The 20,984-nt window shown below is 51.5% G+C and carries 19 protein-coding genes and 1 pseudogene; 6 read left to right on the top strand and 14 right to left on the bottom strand.

All coding sequences use genetic code 11. The features are described from left to right. Nucleotides 1-163: 163 nt before the first annotated feature. Nucleotides 164-1,300 (top strand): IS110-like element ISGka2 family transposase, encoded by a 1,137-nt coding sequence (locus tag DI44_RS09390; RefSeq protein WP_033025194.1) that lies wholly within the window; start codon nt 164-166, stop codon nt 1,298-1,300. Nucleotides 1,301-1,417: 117 nt separating this feature from the next. Here DI44_RS09390 and DI44_RS09395 read toward each other — a convergent pair whose 3' ends face one another. From DI44_RS09395 to DI44_RS09410, 4 genes are all read right to left on the bottom strand, one after another. Continuing rightward, complete coding sequence (locus DI44_RS09395) at nt 1,418-1,990, bottom strand: Uma2 family endonuclease (protein WP_033025193.1); 573 nt, start codon at nt 1,988-1,990, stop codon at nt 1,418-1,420. Between the two features lie 133 nt (nt 1,991-2,123). Next, complete coding sequence (gene gucD, locus DI44_RS09400) at nt 2,124-3,590, bottom strand: alpha-ketoglutaric semialdehyde dehydrogenase GucD (RefSeq protein ID WP_033025192.1); 1,467 nt, start codon at nt 3,588-3,590, stop codon at nt 2,124-2,126. A gap of 357 nt (nt 3,591-3,947) precedes the next feature. Further along, complete coding sequence (cysI, locus tag DI44_RS09405) at nt 3,948-5,669, bottom strand: assimilatory sulfite reductase (NADPH) hemoprotein subunit (protein ID WP_033025191.1); 1,722 nt, start codon at nt 5,667-5,669, stop codon at nt 3,948-3,950. Nucleotides 5,670-5,695: 26 nt separating this feature from the next. Continuing rightward, entirely contained in the window at nt 5,696-7,525 is a 1,830-nt protein-coding gene (locus DI44_RS09410; protein ID WP_033025190.1) for an assimilatory sulfite reductase (NADPH) flavoprotein subunit, read from the bottom strand. Nucleotides 7,526-7,754: 229 nt separating this feature from the next. Between DI44_RS09410 and DI44_RS09415 the strand changes: the two genes are divergently transcribed. After that, the gene (locus DI44_RS09415; protein ID WP_033025188.1) at nt 7,755-8,651 is read left to right on the top strand and encodes a LysR family transcriptional regulator; all 897 of its coding nucleotides are present in this window, start codon (nt 7,755-7,757) and stop codon (nt 8,649-8,651) included. 30 nt (nt 8,652-8,681) lie between these two features. Here the strand turns inward: DI44_RS09415 and DI44_RS09420 are convergent, their stop codons facing one another. The 3 genes from DI44_RS09420 to DI44_RS09430 all read right to left on the bottom strand — a co-directional run bounded on the left by DI44_RS09420 (nt 8,682) and on the right by DI44_RS09430 (nt 10,419). Continuing rightward, entirely contained in the window at nt 8,682-9,611 is a 930-nt protein-coding gene (locus DI44_RS09420; RefSeq protein ID WP_033025187.1) for a cation diffusion facilitator family transporter, read from the bottom strand. Between the two features lie 16 nt (nt 9,612-9,627). Beyond that, the gene (locus DI44_RS09425) at nt 9,628-9,936 is read right to left on the bottom strand and encodes a metalloregulator ArsR/SmtB family transcription factor (protein WP_025951296.1); all 309 of its coding nucleotides are present in this window, start codon (nt 9,934-9,936) and stop codon (nt 9,628-9,630) included. A 165-nt stretch (nt 9,937-10,101) separates the two neighbouring features. Beyond that, the gene (locus DI44_RS09430) at nt 10,102-10,419 is read right to left on the bottom strand and encodes a YbjQ family protein (protein WP_033025186.1); all 318 of its coding nucleotides are present in this window, start codon (nt 10,417-10,419) and stop codon (nt 10,102-10,104) included. Between the two features lie 107 nt (nt 10,420-10,526). Between DI44_RS09430 and DI44_RS17925 the strand changes: the two are divergent. Beyond that, nucleotides 10,527-10,761 (top strand): annotated as a pseudogene (locus DI44_RS17925) (SDR family oxidoreductase); the annotation flags it as partial. 121 nt (nt 10,762-10,882) lie between these two features. Here DI44_RS17925 and DI44_RS09435 read toward each other — a convergent pair. Beyond that, entirely contained in the window at nt 10,883-11,140 is a 258-nt protein-coding gene (locus tag DI44_RS09435; RefSeq protein ID WP_015374580.1) for a hypothetical protein, read from the bottom strand. A 357-nt stretch (nt 11,141-11,497) separates the two neighbouring features. On the opposite strand from DI44_RS09435, the gene DI44_RS09440 reads away from it, so the two are divergent. From DI44_RS09440 to DI44_RS09450, 3 genes are all read left to right on the top strand, one after another. Next, nucleotides 11,498-12,337 carry an MBL fold metallo-hydrolase gene (locus tag DI44_RS09440; RefSeq protein WP_033025184.1) on the top strand — a complete coding sequence of 280 codons (840 nt, stop codon included), beginning with the start codon at nt 11,498-11,500 and terminating at the stop codon, nt 12,335-12,337. Between the two features lie 136 nt (nt 12,338-12,473). Beyond that, nucleotides 12,474-13,268 (top strand): adenosylmethionine decarboxylase, encoded by a 795-nt coding sequence (gene speD / locus DI44_RS09445; RefSeq protein ID WP_011230896.1) that lies wholly within the window; start codon nt 12,474-12,476, stop codon nt 13,266-13,268. A 106-nt stretch (nt 13,269-13,374) separates the two neighbouring features. Next, nucleotides 13,375-14,496, top strand: coding sequence for an FAD-binding oxidoreductase (locus DI44_RS09450; protein ID WP_033025183.1), 1,122 nt, complete (start codon nt 13,375-13,377; stop codon nt 14,494-14,496). A 104-nt stretch (nt 14,497-14,600) separates the two neighbouring features. Here the strand turns inward: DI44_RS09450 and DI44_RS09455 are convergent, their stop codons facing one another. The 6 genes from DI44_RS09455 to DI44_RS09480 all read right to left on the bottom strand — a co-directional run bounded on the left by DI44_RS09455 (nt 14,601) and on the right by DI44_RS09480 (nt 20,802). Then, nucleotides 14,601-15,155 (bottom strand): YpiB family protein, encoded by a 555-nt coding sequence (locus tag DI44_RS09455; protein ID WP_015374576.1) that lies wholly within the window; start codon nt 15,153-15,155, stop codon nt 14,601-14,603. Nucleotides 15,156-15,439: 284 nt separating this feature from the next. Next, nucleotides 15,440-16,954, bottom strand: coding sequence for a malate:quinone oxidoreductase (locus DI44_RS09460; RefSeq protein WP_197501148.1), 1,515 nt, complete (start codon nt 16,952-16,954; stop codon nt 15,440-15,442). A 400-nt stretch (nt 16,955-17,354) separates the two neighbouring features. Further along, a complete protein-coding gene (locus DI44_RS09465) occupies nt 17,355-17,846 on the bottom strand; it encodes a hypothetical protein (RefSeq protein ID WP_033025181.1) in 492 nt (163 codons plus the stop codon). 243 nt (nt 17,847-18,089) lie between these two features. Beyond that, a complete protein-coding gene (locus DI44_RS09470) occupies nt 18,090-18,962 on the bottom strand; it encodes an Rpn family recombination-promoting nuclease/putative transposase (protein ID WP_014195572.1) in 873 nt (290 codons plus the stop codon). A 252-nt stretch (nt 18,963-19,214) separates the two neighbouring features. After that, nucleotides 19,215-20,627, bottom strand: a complete 1,413-nt coding sequence (locus DI44_RS09475; RefSeq protein ID WP_011230888.1) for an amidase — start codon at nt 20,625-20,627, stop codon at nt 19,215-19,217. After that, nucleotides 20,593-20,802: a hypothetical protein gene (locus tag DI44_RS09480; protein ID WP_014195569.1), complete on the bottom strand. Its 210-nt coding sequence runs from the start codon at nt 20,800-20,802 to the stop codon at nt 20,593-20,595. Before DI44_RS09480 ends, DI44_RS09475 begins: the two co-directional genes overlap by 35 nt. Nucleotides 20,803-20,984: the final 182 nt, after the last annotated feature.

Below are 20,984 nucleotides of genomic sequence, written 5' to 3'. Positions count from 1 at the left end.
GCTTAGACCCTGTACGGAAAAGTGTTTGAATCCACTGGGTGCACCACCCATTGTCCGCCCTTTCCTGTGATAGAGGAAAGGTGACGACGAACGGAAAACTGCCGCATTTCTCCCGTGGATTCGCTGTTTGCGCACTCGATCATCGAAAAGGAGGATTTTCATCATGGATGTCATCTATCCTCGCTGCGCAGGATTGGATGTTCATGCCGAAACCATCGTCGCCTGCGCGCTATGGGAAGAAGATGGACACATTCAAAAGGACATTCAAACCTTCTCCACGTTCTCGAAGGGACTTGGCGACCTGCTTGAGTGGCTCGAAGAACATGGCGTTACCCATGTCGCCATGGAATCCACCGGCGTGTATTGGAAACCGGTCTTCGCCTTCCTCGAGGGCTATGTCGACTTGACACTGGCCAATCCGCAGCGGATCAAAAATGTCCCGGGAAGAAAAACCGATGTCTCTGACGCCGAGTGGATCGCCAAGCTGCTCCGCCATGGACTCGTTGAAAAAAGTTTCGTCCCCCCAGCGGATATTCGCGAATTGCGGGATTTTACCCGCCTCCGCAAAAAGTGGGTCGGACAGCTGACTTCGGAGAAAAACCGGATTCAAAAAGTGCTCGAGTCTTCCAATGTCAAACTCGGCTCGGTCCTCTCCGATCTCTTCGGCGTTTCCGGAAAAGACATCCTCGCCCGGCTGCTTGAGAAGGGATACGTGGACAAGGACGAGTTGGATCAATGCCTGCGCGGAAGGCTCAAAAAGAAAAAGCAAGCGGTGTACGATTCGCTGCTCGGCACCTTGACCGAACACGAGCTCCGTCTCCTTCGCCTCTTGTGGAAACACGTTGAGGAATTGGAGCAGTTAATCGAAGAAGTCGACCAGCACATCGACCGCCTGCTCGAGCCGTATCGCGAGGAAGTCGAATTGCTGATGACCATGCCCGGAGTGAAAAAACAAACCGCCGCCGTCATCATAGCCGAGATGGGAACCGACATGAGCGTCTTTGAAACGCCGGAACGGGCGGCTTCATGGACTGGATTGTCCCCCGGCAACCATGAAAGCGCCGGAAAGCGAAAGAGCACGCGCACGACAAAAGGCAATCCCCATCTCCGATCGGCGTTATGCGAGGCGGCATGGTCAGCAGCTCGATCCAAGACGCATCCCTTGTCCCGAAAGTTTTGGTCGTTGGCGGCCCGGTGCGGGAAGAAAAAAGCCCTCATCGCCATTGCTCGGCGGATGTTGGTGATCATCTTTTGCATGATCTCCCGCAAAGAGCCGTTCCGCCAACCACAACTTATTTAGTCTAGCCAAAAGGCAGACAGGTTATACGAGATGCCTAAAATCGGGCACCTCTGCTTTCCTATTGCCTTTTTTGGCCATTTTCAGTATACCCTCACGGATCAGGAGCGTATACCGCACTCACCAAGTGGTGGGGATTTTCACGGAAAAGCGCACCTCGGGAAACGTGGTCGATGCAGCCGCCCCGTTGGCTGCATCGTACACGTCTTCTAGCTGAAACGTCCCCGATTGCCAAACATATTTTTCCATCACCTGGTGCTGATAATCGACAAGCCAGTACTCGCGGACTCCTGCTTTCTCATAATAATGACGCTTAAGCAGCCGATCGTTGCGGGCCGTGCTTGGCGACAACACTTCCACCACCAGGTCGGGAGCGCCGTAACACCGCCCTTGGCGCAGTTTCGTTCGATCGCAAATAATGGATAGGTCAGGCAACACCGTTACATTTTTCGTTCCTTTTTGTTCATCTTCAAACAAAAGAACGACTTGGAGATTGCTGCCGAACACAAGACAAGGACTTCCTTTTAACGCCATGCGAAACTCGGCAATCAAATTGGCGACCACCCCTTCATGCTCATAAGGAGCTGGGGACATCAACACAATCGTTCCTTCGTACAGCTCCATCCGCTCGTCTCCAGCTAAAGAAAAGAACTCGCCGAGCGTATACCGGCGTTGCTCGCCTGATTGGCTCATGCCGCTCTCCCTCCCGCACATGCTATTTCCTCTATATGTAAGCAAACCGTTTGCTCGCCGACAATCGCCTTTGCCAATTCCCTCACGCTAAAAAAGCGCCCTGCCCAAACGGCAGCGCACTTTCCTCAACTTCTTATCCTTTTACAAACACCGTTTTAATCGCCGTGAAAAACTCGATGGCCGCCCGTCCTTGTTCCCGCGAGTGGGAGCTGGACTGCTTCATCCCGCCAAACGGCGCTTGCAGTTCGACGCCGGCGCTTTCTTCATTAATCCGGACGAGTCCGGCCTCGATGTCTTGGATGAACGCGAGCATCTTGCCGATATTTTGCGTGAAAATCGAGGCGCTAAGGCCAAACGGTGTGTCATTGGCTAAGGTTAACGCTTCTTCAAACGTGTCCACTTTAATTAAGGCGAGCACCGGCCCGAAAATTTCCTCGCGAGCGATCGTCATGTTCGGGGATACGTTCTCAAACACCGTCGGCTCTATATAAAACCCGTTTCCGAGCTCTCCATCGACCAAGCGGCGGCCGCCGCAAAGCAATGTCGCCCCTTCTTCGATCCCTTTTTCGATATAAGAAAGAATCGTCTCCAACTGCTTCCGGCTGGCGCACGGCCCCATCCAAACGCCGTCCTCGAGTCCATTGCCGATGTTCAGCTGCTTCACTTTTGCCAACAATTTTTCCTTAAATTGATCATAGACGGCGCGCTGGACGAACACGCGGCTTGTCGCCGTGCATTTTTGTCCCGTGGAGCGCAGCCCGCCGCTGATCGTTGCTTCGACGGCGCGATCAAGATCAGCGTCCTCGAGCACGATCACCGGATTCTTTCCGCCCATTTCCAGCTGGTATTTCGCCCCTCGGGCCACCGCTTTTTGGGCGATCGTTTTGCCGACTTCATTGGAGCCGGTGAAGGTGATGCCGTGAATGTGAGGGTGTTCGGCGATCGCATTGCCGATGACCGATCCTTTGCCTGTCACCAAATTCACCACACCGGCCGGCAGCCCCGCCTCGTCAAAGCATTCCACGATTTTCGCTGCCGTGACCGCCGTTTCCTGCGCCGGCTTAAACACCACCGTGTTTCCATAGACGATGGCGGGTGCGATTTTCCAAATCGGAATCGCGACTGGAAAGTTCCACGGCGTGATGACCCCAACCACGCCAAGAGGCACGCGCGTGGTAAACATCAACGCTTCGCTGTCCATGGATGGAATGACCTCGCCGATGGACCGCATCCCCTCCCCAGCATAGTAGCGCAAAATATTGACTCCCCGCTGCACTTCCCCTTTTGCTTCCGGGAGCGTTTTTCCCATTTCTCTTGTCATCGTTTCGGCGATCTCGTCAAGCCGTTTCTCAAGAACGTCAGCCGCGCGGAACAAATACTCTCCGCGTTTCGGGCCGGACAGCTTCCGCCATGCCGCCTGCGCCCTTCGCGCCGCCTCAACCGCAACGTTCACATCCTCGACTCCGGACTCTTGAACGTAGCCGACGATATCATCGATGTTGGCTGGGTTAAGGCTGGCTTCGATTTTTCCAGTGGAGGAATGAATCCATTCGCCATTGATGTAATTCAAGTATGTTTGTTTTTCTGTTCCCATCTTCATAATATCTTCTCCCCCTTTCCATTCACGTGATCGCTGCATACGATCTTGGAAAAAATGTTTGCCCCTGGTCATGATCTGAAAAATACAAGTTCATAACACTACTATAATATAGTTGAAATATTTTGTGAATTATATAAGTTGCAACTTTTTTACATAGCATTGTTCGCTCTTTTTGTCACCGTGCCAGCTTTTCAAGTGATAAAGATAGGACATGGAGATCGGAAATCCTTTATTACAACCTAATATAGATTGAATGCGGCTACAATGAACAAAACACCGAAGCCATTGCATGAAAGCAACAAAAAACCAACCTCCCCTAAACAAGGAGAGGCTGGTTTCCATTTCACCCTGACCACTTTAATCATGGAAATTCGTCCCATCCGTCACTTCTTTGACGATGCCGGCGCGGATGACGAAGTCGCCGAAGTGTTCACCGTCAAGCCGCTCTTTCGCATAGCGGGATAGGAGCATGCGCAGTTCGCGCAAAATTTCCTCCTCGCCGATGTTTTCACGGTACAGTTTGCCTAAGCGCGTGCCGTTGAACGCGGCTCCAAGGTACATGTTGTATTTGCCGACCGCTTTGCCGACGAAGGCGATTTCCGCGAGCACGTGGCGGGCGCAGCCGTTCGGACAGCCCGTCATGCGGATCGTGATTTCTTCGTCGCGCAAACCGTTTTCATCGATAATTTCCTCGATTTTATCGAGCAGTTTCGGCAAGTACCGCTCCGCTTCCGCCATCGCCAAACCGCACGTCGGCAAGGCGACACAGGCGAGCGCGTTGCGGCGCAAGGCGGTGTACCGGCGGCCGTCGGTCAAGCCGTATTTGGCGATGAGCGCCTCGATTTCCGGCTTTTTCTCGCTCGTGACATTGGCGATGATCAAGTTTTGGTTTGGCGTCAACCGGAAATCGCCGGTATGGACTTTCGCGATTTCGCGCAGGCCGGTCATCAGCTTGTAATCGTCGTAGTCTTTGACGCGGCCGCCTTCGACAAAGAGCGTGAAATGCCATGTCCCATTGACGCCTTCGACCCAGCCGTAGCGGTCGCCGCTATGCTCGAAATGGTACGGGCGCGCTTCGCCGAGCCTCCAGCCGAGGCGGCGCTCAATTTCTTCTTTCACCGCTTCCAGCCCAAGCCGATCGATCGTGTATTTGAAGCGGGCGTGTTTGCGCGATGAGCGGTTGCCGTAGTCACGCTGAACGGTCATAATTTTCTCCGCCACTTCCACGACTTGATCCGGCTTGCAGAAGCCGATCACTTTCGCCAGTTGCGGATACGTCGTTTTGTCCCCATGGGTCATCCCCATGCCGCCACCGATGGCGACATTAAACCCGGCAAGCTTGCCGTCCTCGACAATGGCGATGAACCCGATGTCTTGCGAGAACACATCGACGTCGTTCGACGGCGGAACGGCGATGCCGATTTTAAACTTCCGCGGCAAATACGTCGGTCCGTAAATCGGCTCTTCTTCGCCGTCAACCGCCGGCGTCCCCGCCACTTTCTCGTCGTCCAGCCAAATTTCGTAATACGCCCTCGTCCGCGGCAGCAAATGGTCGCTGATCAGCTTCGCCCATTCATACACTTCCGCATGCACTTCCGACTGGTACGGGTTCGGGTTGCACATGACGTTTCGGTTGACGTCGCCACACGCCGCAAGCGTCGTCATCAGCGCATTGTTAATGGCTTGCATCGTTTTTTTCACGTTCCATTTCAAGACGCCGTGCAGTTGGAACGCCTGGCGCGTCGTTAATTTTAACGTGCCGTTCGCGTATTTGCGGGCAAGTTCATCCATGACAAGCCACTGTTCGGGCGTCGCCACCCCGCCCGGCGTGCGCACGCGGATCATAAATTGATAGGCCGGTTCAAGCTTTTGTTTTTGCCGTTCGGTGCGCACGTCGCGGTCGTCTTGCAAGTAGCTGCCGTGAAACTTCATCAGCCGGTTGTCATCATCTGGGATGCCCGCGCTGAGCGGGTCTTCCATCGTTTCGGCAAGCGTGCCGCGCAAGTAACGGCTTTCCTGTTTAATGCGCTCGACATCGCTTGGCGGTCCGTCCGGCGCTTTTAACACGACTTTCGCCATTTCCGATTCCACTCCTTCTTTAGAGATTAATAGACGTCGCGTTGGTACCGTTTTTGCTTTTGCATTTCCGTCAAATACGCTTCCGCCTGTTCGCGGCTCATGCCGCCCTCTTTTTCGATAATCTCGATCAACGTCTGATGAACGTCGCGCGCCATGTGTTGCTTGTCGCCGCAAACGTAGACGACAGCACCTTCCTCAAGCCAACCGAACAGCTCTTTGCTTCGTTCAATCATCCGGTGCTGCACATACACTTTCTTCTCCGTATCGCGAGAGAAGGCGACATCCATTTTGGTCAGCACACCGCTTTTCAACCATGCGAGCCATTCGGTTTGATACAGGAAGTCGGTCATAAAGTGTTGGTCCCCGAAAAAGAGCCACGATTTTCCTTTCGCCCCGATGGCCTCGCGCTCTTGCATAAAGGCGCGGAACGGCGCCACTCCGGTGCCTGGACCGATCATAATGATCGGCGTGTCGGGATCCTTCGGCAACTTAAAGTTCGGGTTCGGCTGCACAAAGACCGGCAACGTATCGCCGATTTGGACGCGTTCGGCGCAGAATGTCGAGCACACCCCTTTGCGCAGGCGGCCGTGCGACTCATAACGGACCGCACCGATCGTCAAGTGCACTTCATCTGGATAGGCCGCTAAGCTGCTCGCGATCGAGTACAGGCGCGGCGGCATTTTCCGCAAGATGGAGATGAGTTGCTGCAAAGTGGCGTCCCATGGGCCGAAATCGCGGAGCGCATCCAACAAATCACGGCCTTTGGCGTATTCTTTCAATTTGGCTTCATTGCCGGGCGCCACAAGCGCTTGGAGCTCACTGTTTTTTGACAGCGTCGCCAGCTTTTGCAACAGCGCTTTCGTCAGCACCGTAATTTCAAAATGTGAGGTGAGCGCTTCACGCAGCGACCGCACTTCCCCATCTTTGTCGATCGTCACCGTTTCTTCCGGGTTCCATTTCATTTCTTGGATGATGAGGTCGACAAGCTCGGGATCATTTTTCGGGAAAATGCCAAGCGCATCGCCCGGTTCGTACTTCAACCCCGATCCCTCGAGCGACAATTCCAAATGGCGCGTTTCCTTGTTCGATCCGCGGCCGTTTAAGTTGATGTTTTCAAGCACCTCGGCCGGGAACGGGTTTTTCCGCGAATAGACGACAGCTGGTTCCATTTTTGGCGCCGTGGCCGCAGCGGACAAAAGCGGCGTGGCCCCAACATGGGCATTCGCTTCTTTGCTTAACTCGCCAAGCACGCCATCAAGCCATTTCGCCGCCGCTTCTTCATAGTCGACATCGCAATCGACGCGCGGATAAAACCGTGTTCCGCCCAGCTCCTCAAGACGTTTGTCGAAATCTTTCCCCGTCTGGCAAAAATGTTCATACGACGTATCGCCGAGCGCCAAGACAGAGAAACGAAGATGGTTGAGCTTTGGCGCCCGTTTGCTGTGGAGAAATTCGTAAAACGATACCGCATTGTCCGGCGGATCGCCTTCCCCATGCGTGCTCACAACAATGAGCAGCGTCTCCACTTTCTTTAATTCGTTCGGCTTAAAATCAAGCATGGACAACACTTTCGCTTCAAACCCACGCTCTTTGAGCGCTTTGCCGGCTTTCTCAGCCAACTTTTGCGCATTGCCGGTTTGCGAGCCGTACAATACCGTCACTTCTTTCGAAACCGGTTTGCTGCTTCCAGCAAACAGCGCCGGCGCTTCGGCATCCAAAACGGCGACCGCCGCCTCGGCAGCAGCCAAATACCCGCTCAGCCAAAGCTTTTGCGACGGCGTCAACGTCGGCAACAAACGATTCAAAAGCTCAATCTGCTCCTGGGTAAACGGACTGTTGGTTACTTGCAGCTGCAACGGTGTCCACCTCACAATATAAAATAAAATGGAACGATTGGCGCCGTTTCGGTCTCAACGACAGGACGAACGCCAAATTCCATTATTCCTATAAGCCAAGTATACTTTAATGAGGGTATCATATTTACACTTTACCGCAAAACAAAACATTAGTAAAATAAATATAAATTATTAAAACTATTAGTATTTCTAATAGTACGGTCATCATGGGGACGGAGGAGAGGCGGACATGTACTATGAAGAGTTAAAAACGTTCATCACCTTAGCTGAAGTAAAAAACTTCACCAAAACTGCGGAAATTCTCCATTTGTCGCAGCCAAGCGTCAGCTTGCACATCAAAAATTTAGAAAAAGAGTTTCAAACGAAACTGTTCATCCGCTCCCCGAAGCGGCTGCGCATGACGCCGACCGGCGAGCTCCTATACGACCGCGCCAAACAAATGGTGGCGCTTTATGAACAAACGAAACAAGACATTTTGGAACACCATCATTCCGTCAAAGGAAAATTGAAAATCGGGGCGAGCTTTACAATTGGAGAGTATATTTTGCCGCCGCTTTTGCCCGATTTCCAAAAACGTTACCCAGAGTTGGAGCTTGAGGTCATGATCGGCAACACAAAAGAAATTGTCGAACTCGTCAAATCATATCAAGTCGACATCGGCTTGATCGAAGGGCAAACGAACGAAAAAGAACTGTCCGTTCATCCGTTCATGCAGGACGAGCTTGTCATCGTCGCCTCCAACCGCCACGAACTGGCGCAAAAAGAGGAGGTCACGATCGCCGAGCTGCAAAACGAAGCATGGGTGGCGCGCGAAGTCGGGTCGGGAACAAGGGAATATTTCAACCATTTCATCCGCTCGAACGGGCTGAAAGTCAAATCGCTCATGATCATCAGCAGCAACCAAGGCATTAAAGAAACGTTGATCAACGGCAACGCCCTGTCCTTGCTGTCGCGCAGCGTCGTCGCCCGCGACATCGAGCACGGCCACCTGTCCATCGTTCGCCTGAACCATCCACCGTTTTACCGAATGTTTTCCTACATCTATGCACCGATTATGGAAAACAAACAAAACGTGCGCATTTTCCTTGAAGCCTTGCAAACCAATTGGACTGGCGTCAGCCAATAACAGAAGGGCGTGGTCATGGATGACCCGCCCTCACACTTCCATCTCCCCATGGCGGATGTGCGGCATTTCAATTTGAATCGTCGCATGGCGAATGTGAAAGCGCGTTTCGACCAAATCAATCGCCCGCTGCAAAACCGCCTGTCCATCGCATCCTTCCTCAATGAGCAAATGGCAGCTTAACGAATCAAGCCCCGAGGTGATCGTCCAAATATGCAAATCGTGGACATCGATCACCCCATCAATGCCCGAGAGCGCCGCCTTCACTTCCGCATGGTCAATCGCCGCCGGCGTTCCTTCCATTAAAATATGCACTGTCTGCTTGACTACGGCAAATGCTCCTTTTAGAATCAAAACCGCCACCGCGATGGAAATGAGCGGATCGGCCGCGTACCAATCGAACAGCCAGATGACAAGCCCTGCCGCCATCGCCCCGACCGAGCCTAACGCATCGCCGATCACGTGCAAATACGCACTGCGGACATTGACGTTCTCTTTGACATCCCCTTTGCGCATTAACACCCAAGCGCTTGCCAAATTAGCCAGCAACCCTATGACAGCAATGGCCATCATCGGCCCGCTCGCGACAGCAGGTGGATTCACAAACCTCGCGACCGCTTCCCAAATAATCCAAGCGGCAATCCCCACCAACGCAACCCCGTTTACGAGCGCCGCTAAAATCTCGAACCGGTAAAATCCATATGTCCTCTTCGGCGACGCAGGCCTCGCCGCAAACCACACCGCCAACAGACTTAACAAAAGCGAAGCAGCATCGCTCAGCATATGCCCCGAATCCGAAAGAAGAGCAAGGCTGTTCGTCACAAGCCCGCCGACAAACTCCAGAACCATAATCCCAACGGTAATGACAAGAGCGGCCGCCAACCCTTTTTGGCTCCCCTCTCTGCCCAAGCCATGATGATGCCCGTGATGGTGGCCGCAATGGCCGTGTTCATGATGATGCATCGTTCTTCTCTCCCTTTTATGGATGTTGAGCGTGATCAATCGCCTGCCTCAGCAGCGAAATGACATGATCGTCATCGCACGAATACACCAGTGATTTCCCTTCACGGCGATATTTGACAAGCCGCAGCGCCCGAAGCAGCGCCAGTTGATGGGAAACGGCCGACTGCGACATGCCGAGCACTTCCGCAATATGGCCTACATGGCATTCTTCCTGCGACAACAAATACAACATCTTCATCCGCGTCGGATCCGCCAACGCTTTAAAGATTTTCGACACTTCCTCCACGACGCTTTCATCTAAAAACAAATGATCTTCTGCCTTCATCATCGTTCCCTCTCATTTTAACATATGAGCATTTGTTCATATATGTGAATCATAACCCTCTTTTTTTCCTCTGTCAATCCTCTTTCAAGCTGCCCAGCTCCATGAACATCCGTCATGCACGAGCAAAGAAAAAAGCAAAGGGCGGAGCACCCTCTGCTTTTGTTCTTACGATCTCACCCGCACCGCCGTCCCTGTCGCAATGCACATCATCATGCCATCGCGCAGCGTTTCAAAATCAAGATCCACCCCGATGACGGCGTTAGCGCCAAGATGCTTCGCCTTATTGACCATCTCCTTGATCGCCATCTCCCGCCCTTCGGCCAGCTTGCTTTCATACGTTCCGCTCCGCCCGCCGATGATGTCAGTGATGCTGGCGAGAAAATCGCGGACGACATTGGCGCCCAAAATGACTTCTCCCGCTACGATGCCCAAATACTCTTCAATTTGTTTTCCTTCAATGGTATTGGTGGTCGTGACAATCACAGCTATGTCCCCCTCGTGGCTCATAATAGATTGGAAGTACCCCATTCCATTATACTACATTGCCTCTATGACGTCGCCGGTCCACTTCCCCCTCTTAGCTAACGCTTGAAGGTTGCAACGCCATCGCACCTGGGCGCACCTGGGGGTCAGTACGAACAAACATTCAGCGCCACGATTACGGCGTCAACTCCATTCGAAATAGCCATGGCAGACGCCGCCCTCAACCCTCGCACAGGGGATCCGGAGGAAATCCCCAACATCGCCCTGTTTTTAGCTTCCGATGACGCCAGTTTTCTAAACGGCGCTGTGATCGTCGCCGATGCCGGATGGACGGCGTATTGACGCGCCGCCCCCTTCCGCTTTTCCGGTTAGGGGAGAGAGGCACCTTTTGAAGACGAAATCGAAAAGAAAAAGCCGCCCCAACACGTTTCGTTCCCCTTCGGGACCGGCTTTTTTCCTTTTGTCAGCCGCGAACCATTTGGTACACATGCATTACCAAAGCAACGACCGCCGCCACTCCAACAAACGACACCAAATACAAAATCGGCGACCCCGTGTGGCCAAACACCACTTCATTTTGCAGCATGGCCGCTTTCTCCCAAGCATTCTCCACATCGGGCTTGTAAAGCTTCGTTTTCCAATACCCTATGCCGATGGTTGATGCCAAATACACGACATGAACGATGATCGAAATGACGAAAGCGTGAATAACGGTTTTCATGAACATCCCCTTCTCACCTTTCGGAAATATGGACGGTCCTCCATTGGAGGCGTCGGCGCAAATGTCCATCCATTGCATCCGCATTCCGATACGATCTTCTATCATTTTATCATACAAGTTGCGCAAAACCATCCCCTGCATATTTCCGAATCGTTCCTTTTGATCAAACGTTCAATCCCTTCAAAAGAGGGGATATTCACAGACACTGGATTGAAGTAAGCTTAACGATAGCATCGTTTTTCTCCATCCCATCAAGCACATGATGTGTGTGAAACGCCAATAAAAATGAATGATCATTCATTTTGTTATGGTATAATGGTAACAACATCCTCACACCAATAAGGAGGCCCGTTCGCCATGCTGCTCGATAAAGTGATCAAAAAGCGGTTTGAAACGGAGACCGTGCAAAACGTGCGCATCGCCAAAGGAACGGCGATGTTTCAAGGCGTCCGTCTTACCGTCCGCTGCTTTGTCATCGATGGGGTGCTGATTGACACCGGCGCAAAATCGATGGAAAACGAATTTACTTCGTTTTTCCAACAACAAGACATCGACCAAGTCGTCATCACCCATTATCACGAAGACCATACCGGCTGCGCAGCGTTTTTGCAGCGAAAGATGGGCCTGCCCATCTACATGCACGAACTGATGATCCATTATTGCCAGCAAAAGGCGGACTATCCGCTATACCGAAAAGTGTTTTGGGGCAAGCGCGATCCATTCACCGCCAAGCCGATCGGCACGACGTTTTCCTCGCGAAGCGCAACGTGGGACGTCATCCCGACGCCAGGTCATTCCATCGATCATGTGGCGTTTTTGAACCGCGAAACGGGGCAATTGTTCAGCGGCGACTTGTACTGTCAGGAGAAAACGAAAGTCATCTTGCGCGAGGAAAACATCCCGGCGATCATCGCCTCCTTGCAACGCACGTTGACATACGATTTCGGCGACGTCTTCTGCGCCCATGCCGGCTATCTCCCAAACGGGCGCGAGGCCTTGCAGCGAAAACTCGATTACTTGCTTGAACTTCAAGGCAACATCATCGATTTATACGAAAAAGGCATGCCGCCGAAACAAATTCAAGAAACGCTTTTCCCGAAAAAATATCCGATCGTCTTTTTTTCGGCGAAGGAGTGGGACTCCCTTCACATTGTCCGGTCGGTCATTCAAGAATATCAAGCGAAACGGGCAAGCTGAAGCGGACGCTTCCCGGAAATGGCCATAGACCATTAGGGCAAGCCCATATTCCGTTTTCTTCCATTTCAAATGAAAAATTACTATCTTCGCCAGCAACGGGACAAATTAAGAAAAAACGAAAGGATGGGTCCCGTCGATGAACGAAACACCGCGCGTCAAGCTGCACGGGTTCAACAACTTGACGAAATCGCTCAGCTTCAATATGTACGATATTTGCTATACGAAAACGGCGAAGGAGCGGGAGGCGTATATCGAATACATTGACGACGTGTACAATGCCGAACGGCTGACGAATATTTTAAAACGTGTCGCCGACATGATCGGCGCCCATGTGTTAAACATCGCCAAACAAGATTACGTTCCGCAGGGCGCGAGCGTGGCGATGCTCGTTTCCGAGGGGCCGGTCGTCGAGGTGCCCGAAGATGACGGCCCTTTGCCGGAGGCGGTGGTGCTTTCCCTTGACAAAAGCCATATCACCGTCCATACATACCCAGAATACCACCCGAATGACGGAATCAGCACGTTCCGCGCCGATATTGATGTCGTCACATGCGGGGAAATTTCGCCGCTCAAAGCGCTCGACTATTTGATTCATTCATTTGACGCCGACATTATGATCATCGACTACCGCGTGCGCGGATTTACGCGCGACATTCACGGATACAAGCTGTTTATCGACCATGACATTACGTCGATTCAAGATTATATCCCGGAGCACATTCGCGAAAAGTACGATATGATCGACGTAAACATTTACCAAGAGAATATTTTTCACACAAAATGCAAGTTGAAACAGTTTGACTTGGACAACTACTTGTTTGGCTATGCAAAAGAGGATTTGAGCGAACAAGAAGCGAATGAAACAACCGCCAAGCTGAGAAGGGAAATGGATGAGATCTTTTACGGAAAAAATATGCCGAACACCGTTTGACGCGGGCGCCTTTTTGACGCCTGCCGGCTTTCGGGCCGGCCCACACCGGTTCCCGATTGGCGCCGTCTATGGTATGCTAGTAGAAAAAAGGAAAAGGTGTTCATGAATGAAGTACATCATCGTCGGAGCCGGCATTTTAGGGGCCTCGACCGCTTACCATTTGGCCAAGGAAGGCGCAAACGTGATCATCATCGACCGCGGCGACAAAGGGCAGGCGACCGGTGCGGCGGCGGGGATTGTCTGCCCTTGGCTGTCGCAGCGCCGCAACCAAAAATGGTACCGATTGGCCAAAAACGGAGCGAAGTTTTACCCCTCCCTCATCGAAGAACTGCAAGCGCTCGGGGAAACGGACACCGGTTATGCGCGCGTCGGGGCGCTTTGCCTGCATACAGACGAACAGAAACTGGAACAAATGGAGGAGCGCGCTCGCAAACGGCGCGAAGACGCGCCGGAAATGGGAGAGATCGTGCGGCTTCATCCCCATGAGGCGAAGGAGCTGTTTCCGCCGCTTGGCGGTGAGCATCATGCCCTATATGTGAGCGGCGCCGCCCGAGTGAACGGCCGGGCGGTGCGGGACGCCCTCACAAACGCGGCCCAAAAGCTTGGCGCCGCCTACATCCGCGGAAACGCCCAGATCCTGTTTGAAGGCTCCCGCGTCATCGGCGTGGAAGTCAATGGAGCGAAATACACGGCCGAAGCGGTCATCGTCACAGCCGGCGCATGGGCTGGCGAACTGCTTGAGCCGCTGGGCGTTCGGTTTGCCGTCACTCCACAAAAAGGACAAATCGTTCATCTCGAATGGTTGGCAGGCGAGACTGGCCGATGGCCGGTCGTCATGCCGCCGAACAATCAGTATATGCTCGCCTTCCCTAGAGGGCGAATCATCATCGGAACGACCCATGAAGATGAAGCGGGGATGGATGTCCGCGCCACCGCCGGCGGCATCCACGAAATACTGGACAAAGCGCTCGCCGTCGCGCCAGGGCTGTCGGCGTGCACCTACGTGGAAACACGGGTCGGGTTTCGCCCGCGCACGCCTGGATTTCTCCCTGTCTTCGGGTCGCTTCCCGGTTTTACCGGACTTTACGCAGCCAACGGCCTTGGCTCTTCCGGGCTCACCGTCGGGCCATATTTAGGCGCAGAGCTTGCCAAGCTTGTGCTCGGCCGCCCGACCGAACTTGATTCGTTCGACTACAACGTCGCCGAGGCCATCATCCCGCTTTCCTGACGCTGCCGCACGGTGCAACACTAGCACTCCCACCCGATGCCCAACTGCCGCGTTCAGCGGCCAGCGCCGGCTGCGGGCTTGCCCCATGCAGGCCCGCAGCCCGTTTAGCTGTTTTGTCCTTCGTATTTTTTCAACTGTTCCGTCAGCTGTTGAAACAACGCCATATCTTTTCGGTCAAGCGCCTGGTCAATTTGCATTTTCAACACCGACAGTTCATGACGTTTCAGCGCCTCATCCAACACTTGCTCGGCCGCCTTCGCCATTTTCTCATGCCGCTCGTGCCGTCTGACATTTTCAAACGCTTGGTGATCAATAAGCCGAAGGTACGAAAAATTCCTTGCCTTTCCTGGAAAATGGAGCGTCAAATAGAGCGTCTCGTTCGGATGCAGCGCCAAATCGCCCATAATCGAGGCAAGGCTCGTGCTTTTTTGACCGCGCCGATAAAAGACGAGCCCTTCCTCTTCCGCCATCGCAGTCGAAATGATCAGCCACCGCGCCTGCTTTTGCTCGGTTTCCGTAAAATGGACGTTCTCAAGCAAATGGGGGTGTTGAAGCAAGTATTGCAGCACAAATCGGGCATCGGGATGCTTCAAACGATGCTGCTGCAAAAACGTTGTTAAGAACTGCCGCTTTTCTGAATAGGACACCCATCTCGTCATAGCCTCACCCCCTTCAACTGCTTCTCCATGGAAGATAACAGCGGCCGCAGCGCAAGATCGTCTCAACAAGCCTCGATGATCCATTGCTATTCCATTCACGTCTTTGTTTTCCAGTATACTTGATTGCGCCCCGCCGTGCATCTGAAAACCACAGGGCAAGGCCCCTTTCATTCCGACACCAAGCGGCAAACGAAATAGAAAAACAGCCGCCCTTCATTTCCAGGCGGCTGCTCCTTCTAAGCAACGGGCTCTCGGCTTTCCTTTCCATTGCTAAGACCTATGGCCTACGCCAACTGCATCGCAAAGTGGCCGTTCAATCCGAGCGCTTCGGCTGTGGATGCTTGCACTTGCCGCAACAGCGCTTCGTTTTTCATCAACGACTCGCCGTAAGACGGAATCATCTCTTTCACTTTCGCCCGCCATTCGTTCATCCGTTCTGGGAAGCACTTCTCCATCACTTCAAGCATGACATGAACCGCCGTCGATGCCCCTGGCGACGCGCCGAGCAACGCCGCGATCGAACCATCAGCCGCATGGACGACTTCCGTGCCAAACTGCAGCGTTCCTTTGCCGCCAGCTTCCGTGTCTTTGATCACTTGCACGCGCTGACCCGCCACGACGATGTCCCACTCGTCGCTTTTTGCCGTCGGGACGAATTCCCGCAGCTCTTGCATGCGCTGTTCTTTCGACAACAGCACTTGCTGGATTAAATAGTTGGTCAAGGACATATTTTTCACGCCCGCCGCCAAGATCGTCAAGACGTTATGCGGCTTGATCGAGGTGAACAAGTCGAGCATCGAGCCGTTTTTCAAAAACTTCGGCGAAAACCCGGCAAATGGCCCAAACAGCAGCATCTTTTGATTGTCGATGAACCGCGTGTCCAAATGCGGCACCGACATCGGCGGCGCGCCGACTTTCGCTTTGCCGTACACTTTCGCATGGTGCTTTTCCACCACTTCCGGATTGTTGCACACCATAAACAACCCGCTCACCGGGAAACCGCCAATCCCCTTTCCTTCGGGAATGCCGGATTTTTGCAACAAATGGAGGCTGCCTCCCCCGGCGCCGATGAAGACGAACTTGGCCGCATGAAGCTCCACCGTGCCCGTGTCCAAATTCCGCACCTTCAACTCCCATAAGCCATCGCTTGTCCGTTTGATATCCTCGACATGATGGCGGTAGCGGATCTCCACGTTCTTCCGTTTCAAATGTTCAAACAGTTGGCGCGTCAACGCCCCGAAGTTCACGTCCGTCCCCGATTCGATGCGGGTCGCCGCGATCGGCTCGTCCACCACCCGCCCTTCCATCATGAGCGGCACCCATTCGGCCAACTTTTTCGGATCATCTGTGAACTCCATCCCTTTAAACAGCGGATTGGCCGCCATCGTTTCATGCCGCTTTTTCAAAAACGCCACATTGTCTTCCCCTTGCACAAAGCTCATATGCGGCAGCGGACGGACGAAATCTTTCGGGTCACGAAGAATACCGCTGTTGACTAAATAAGCCCAAAACTGCAAAGAGACGTAAAACTGCTCATTGATTTTAATCGCTTTGCCGATGTCAATCGACCCATCGGACTTCTCAACGGTATAGTTCAGCTCGCAAAGCGCCGCATGCCCCGTCCCGGCGTTGTTCCACTCGTTGGAGCTTTCCGCTCCTGCCTCTTCCAGTCTTTCAAAGACGACAATGTCCCACTCTGGCGCCAATTCCTTCAAGAGCGTCCCCAACGTCGCGCTCATAATGCCAGCGCCGATTAAAATGACATCCGTTTTTCCTTGTTTGTTGCCCATGTTTACCATCCCTATCCATGAATAGTTGTAAAAGAGCATCGAGCGAGCGCTCGAAATGATTCCACCGATACCCCTTTTGTTTTTGAGGGCGATTACAAAATTTATTATAACACAATTGATTAATAGTATGTCACTATTATCGATTTTAACAAAAATATACTAATATAATTCAATGCACCGTTGCATATTCATGACATCAACACGACCATCCGCAATCGCCCTTCACAATAATTTTACAAAATCGTTGAATATTTCGCCACCATCTCGAGAAAAAACGCAGAGATTTTTCAAGAAGACTGATGAAAAACAAACGAAATCATTTCATAGCAGCAAAAAAGACGGCTCCATGCCGCCAAAGCGTCATATAAGCCATCTACACCCGAAACATTCCAAGGTGACATCCATCGTATTAGGCAATCGTTTTTTCAATTTCTCTAACAAATGGCTCGTGCGAAGTATTCTCTAAAAAATCTTCGAATATTTCATCAAGTTGCAAGTTGAGATCTTCATTGACCTCATTCCCGTCCTCGTCATAAATCTCAAAGTGGCTGTACTTCCATTGATCAAATGTTTCCCTAAGCAAGTCACAGTATGTCACCCAACGCTTTCCATAGTTAGACATATACGTCGGCACCCATTGATCAATGTAAACGTTGTTTAACAACTCATCTAACGGAGAACAATAAAATCGCGAGCCCTTACTTCTCCCCAGCGACCGGACAAGCTCGGCGAACTCTTCCTTCTTCATTTTCCTCACTTTACCGGAATAGTCATAGCTGATCTTGCCGTTGTATGGATTGATGAATGGTTCAGCGGTGTATATCCATTGGTGCGGTATATGCGTTTGAATCACTTCCATGAGCATTCGGGCAATGAGTTGCGGGATATCACGGAAATCCAACTTTTCTCTTCCTCCCTCACAAGAAGATGCGAAACAACACCGTCTTTCATCCCGCAATGGAAACCGTAGGATGAAAGGCGGCCAAATTTCGTAATCAAGCAAGGCGCTTCCGCGGTCACGGTCTTCACAAACGCAGCGGCCCTTCGGCATCCTTAGGCCATGCCGTCCATACGACGATCAATTGGCCGCTTGTCGTCACCAACCTTCTTATTCCCCATGGCCATCCCCTTGTTTTTTATTTCCCTACTCTTCAAGCAATCCCCGAACATCTTCCTCTAGAAGATCCACCAACCGAGCAATGTCTTCCACCGTCATTCCTTTGCGCTCCATGTTACGAATCAGCTGTTTCATTCCTTGTTGAATTCCACGTTCCATCCCTTCTTCCAACCCCTCCTTCCTTCCCTTTTGCTCATAGGAAATGATCAGCCCCAACACGTTCTCTTTTTCTTTCGTTTCCATCGCCTTCACTTCTCTTTGCAGTTGTTGCTCTTCCTCCTCCGACAACTTCACATACGTTTCAAAAAAGCCCAAGAGCAGCCGCTGCCTCGCTTCATCCAGCTCCAATCGCACCAACATGCGCAAAAACTCTTTTTTCAACTCGACTTTCTCACTTTCAGTATACCCCATTTTGCCAAGCAGCGCAGCCGCAATCGGATTGTCATGCCGAATAGAATCCCGCCAATGTTTCTTGCGCAACTCCACCGGGAAAAAGCGGAACTGCAACACCTCGCCAAAGGGAAACTCAATCGAAAACACGGACGGTTCATCACGGAGGGCATCATGGCTGAAGACGGCAATGGGAACAATGCGGATGCGGTATTTTTCAAACAAACGGCTGAAATAGACAAACATGCGCTCCGGAAAGGACGACTGCACGCTGCTTTGATTCTCCACATGAACGATGATCAGTCCATCTTCCCCTTTCAGCTTCGTCTCGACCAACAGATCAACGCGGTATTTTTCTCCTGCGGTCACATCAGTGAACAGTTCTTCGGACAAAAAGGACAAATGGCGGAAATCGATATGCTCGTGCATGTCGGGGAAAAAGAGGAAGAAAAACTCTTCGAAGAACGTCTGGATCAGCTCTTTGAACAATCGGTCATGGTCAATGGCCATCCGATCACCTCACGATGAAGATGTTCACCAACTATCATTCGTGAGCACGAGGCGAAAATCCTGCATGTACGATATAAAAAATGGAGAGCCAGGAAAAAAGCTCTCCGTTTTGTGCTTGCTCCCCGTCATACAAACGGCAGCGAACGCGAGTGAAAAACACTCAGTTGAAAAAGGCTGCTTCAAAAAGTTATGTCATCATCACCTTTTGAGACCGCCCTTCAGTAAGTACATCGCCACGACCAGCGTTTGCTTTTACTTTCTTAGAACGGCCGGCGGGTATTTCAGCTCAGGATGCAACGTTTCAAACACATCAGCAACATTTAATATCGTTCCTTCCCCAAAGGCTGGGCCGATGATTTGCATCCCTACAGGAAGTCCTTGAACAAAACCACATGGCACCGTTACAACAGGCAAGCCCGTCAAGTTAAACGGTCCTGTAAAACGGATGATATGGTCAAGAAAGTTTACTTCCTCTCCATTGATCCATACCGTATCCTGCCCGATTTTGGGAGGGAGAAACGGAATGGTTGGGGTGATCAAAACATCTACCTTATTGAATATTTCCATGAACTCGTGATCCAATTTCAAACGAATTTGTTGCGCTTCCAAGTAGTCTACAGCGGAAGGGAGTTCTCCAAGCTTTAAAAGGAAACGGACATCATCGCCAAAATCTTCTTCCCTTTCTACTAAATGATTGTGATGAATAGCGCTGGCTTCTGAAAGAATCGTGATCATTTCCGCATACTGCGCATATTGCAATGTTGGAATTCGCACGGTTTCTACAACAGCACCTTCGCGTTCCAAAGAAGCAATCGCCTGTTTAACCGCTCTTTCGACTCCTTCATCCACATGATCAAAGAAGTACGGTTCTATGCCAATTTTTACACCTTTAACAGACTCCATGAATTGTGTGGAATAACTCGTTGCAGGGGCATCGGTGGAAGTAGGATCTTTTGGGTCGTATCCTGCCATGGCTTCTAAAATATAGGCAGCGTCCCTCGCCGTTTTCGCCATCGGACCGATATGGTCCAACGACCATGCAAGCGGGAAACAACCATATTTGCTTACTAGTCCATAGGTGGGCTTTAAACCGACAATGCCGCAAAACGAAGAAGGAATTCGAATCGAACCACCGGTATCTGTTCCTAGGGAAGCAATCGTCATATGCGCCGCCGTTGCGACCCCCGATCCTCCGCTTGAGCCTCCGGGAATGCGTTCAGGATCCCAAGGATTTCGGGCAGGTCCGAAATGAGGATTATTGTTCGTTGCTCCCCAAGCATACTCATGCAAGTTTGTTTTTCCAGGAAACACTGCTCCCGCTTCCGTCAACTTCTCGATTACTGTCGCACTGTAAGTTGGCCGGAAGTTTCGGTGAATTTTTGACCCCATCGTTGTTGTTTCATTAGCTACGTAAAGAATATCTTTGATTGCTATAGGGATGCCATGTAGCGGGCCGCGGTAATTTCCAGATCGGATTTCCGATTCCGCCAACTCAGCTTGCTTGCGTGCTTTCTCTGCTGTCACCTCTATATAGGCATTCAGCTTATTGTTTAATGTTTCAATTTGTTCGAGTACATCGTCAACGAGTTCAACAGGTGAAACTTCTTTGTTTTTTAGAAGAGGGGAAAGTTCAGAGATTGTTTTCGTATTTAGCCGTTTTTCCACGATACACACCTCCCGGTTGGTGGACGACTCCAATATCTGCCTCATTCAAACCAAGTTTTTCGACTCCCTGTTTTAGTTGCTGAATGGCTTTCCACTGATGCTCAAGCATCATCAATTCCTGTTCTGAACACTTAATCCCTTTTTCTCTTAATTTCTTTTCTATGCTATTGCTCATTTCGTTTCCTCCCTTCTAAAATTATTATACATTACAAGAATTAAATTCCAAAATATTTTGACTTAACAAAATATAATAAATATACACCCGATTATTTTGACAATACTCTACTGAATTTCCTAAAATGTAGTTAGACATCACCCGTCGAAGGTTCGTTGTCAGCGATCCAAGGTTCCTATGTA

Origin of the sequence: Geobacillus sp. CAMR5420, from assembly GCF_000691465.1 — a bacterium.
In the GTDB taxonomy this organism is placed as follows: domain Bacteria; phylum Bacillota; class Bacilli; order Bacillales; family Anoxybacillaceae; genus Geobacillus; species Geobacillus thermoleovorans.
The sequence above is the reverse complement of the archived record's forward strand: the minus strand, read 5'-3'. Positions and strand labels throughout refer to the sequence as shown.

Bases quoted from the DNA above. Each gene is read 5' to 3' on its own strand.
- DI44_RS09425 (WP_025951296.1), bottom strand. From the start codon at position 9,936: ATGAAGGCAGAAGATCATTTGTTTTTAGATGAAAGCGTCGTGGAGGAA.
- speD (WP_011230896.1), top strand. From the start codon at position 12,474: ATGAACGAAACACCGCGCGTCAAGCTGCACGGGTTCAACAACTTGACG.
- DI44_RS09395 (WP_033025193.1), bottom strand. From the start codon at position 1,990: ATGAGCCAATCAGGCGAGCAACGCCGGTATACGCTCGGCGAGTTCTTT.
- DI44_RS09415 (WP_033025188.1), top strand. From the start codon at position 7,755: ATGTACTATGAAGAGTTAAAAACGTTCATCACCTTAGCTGAAGTAAAA.
- DI44_RS09435 (WP_015374580.1), bottom strand. From the start codon at position 11,140: ATGAAAACCGTTATTCACGCTTTCGTCATTTCGATCATCGTTCATGTC.
- cysI (WP_033025191.1), bottom strand. From the start codon at position 5,669: ATGGCGAAAGTCGTGTTAAAAGCGCCGGACGGACCGCCAAGCGATGTC.
- DI44_RS09450 (WP_033025183.1), top strand. From the start codon at position 13,375: ATGAAGTACATCATCGTCGGAGCCGGCATTTTAGGGGCCTCGACCGCT.
- gucD (WP_033025192.1), bottom strand. From the start codon at position 3,590: ATGAAGATGGGAACAGAAAAACAAACATACTTGAATTACATCAATGGC.
- DI44_RS09455 (WP_015374576.1), bottom strand. From the start codon at position 15,155: ATGACGAGATGGGTGTCCTATTCAGAAAAGCGGCAGTTCTTAACAACG.
- DI44_RS09460 (WP_197501148.1), bottom strand. From the start codon at position 16,954: ATGGTAAACATGGGCAACAAACAAGGAAAAACGGATGTCATTTTAATC.
- DI44_RS09440 (WP_033025184.1), top strand. From the start codon at position 11,498: ATGCTGCTCGATAAAGTGATCAAAAAGCGGTTTGAAACGGAGACCGTG.
- DI44_RS09480 (WP_014195569.1), bottom strand. From the start codon at position 20,802: ATGAGCAATAGCATAGAAAAGAAATTAAGAGAAAAAGGGATTAAGTGT.
- DI44_RS09470 (WP_014195572.1), bottom strand. From the start codon at position 18,962: ATGGCCATTGACCATGACCGATTGTTCAAAGAGCTGATCCAGACGTTC.
- DI44_RS09390 (WP_033025194.1), top strand. From the start codon at position 164: ATGGATGTCATCTATCCTCGCTGCGCAGGATTGGATGTTCATGCCGAA.
- DI44_RS09420 (WP_033025187.1), bottom strand. From the start codon at position 9,611: ATGCATCATCATGAACACGGCCATTGCGGCCACCATCACGGGCATCAT.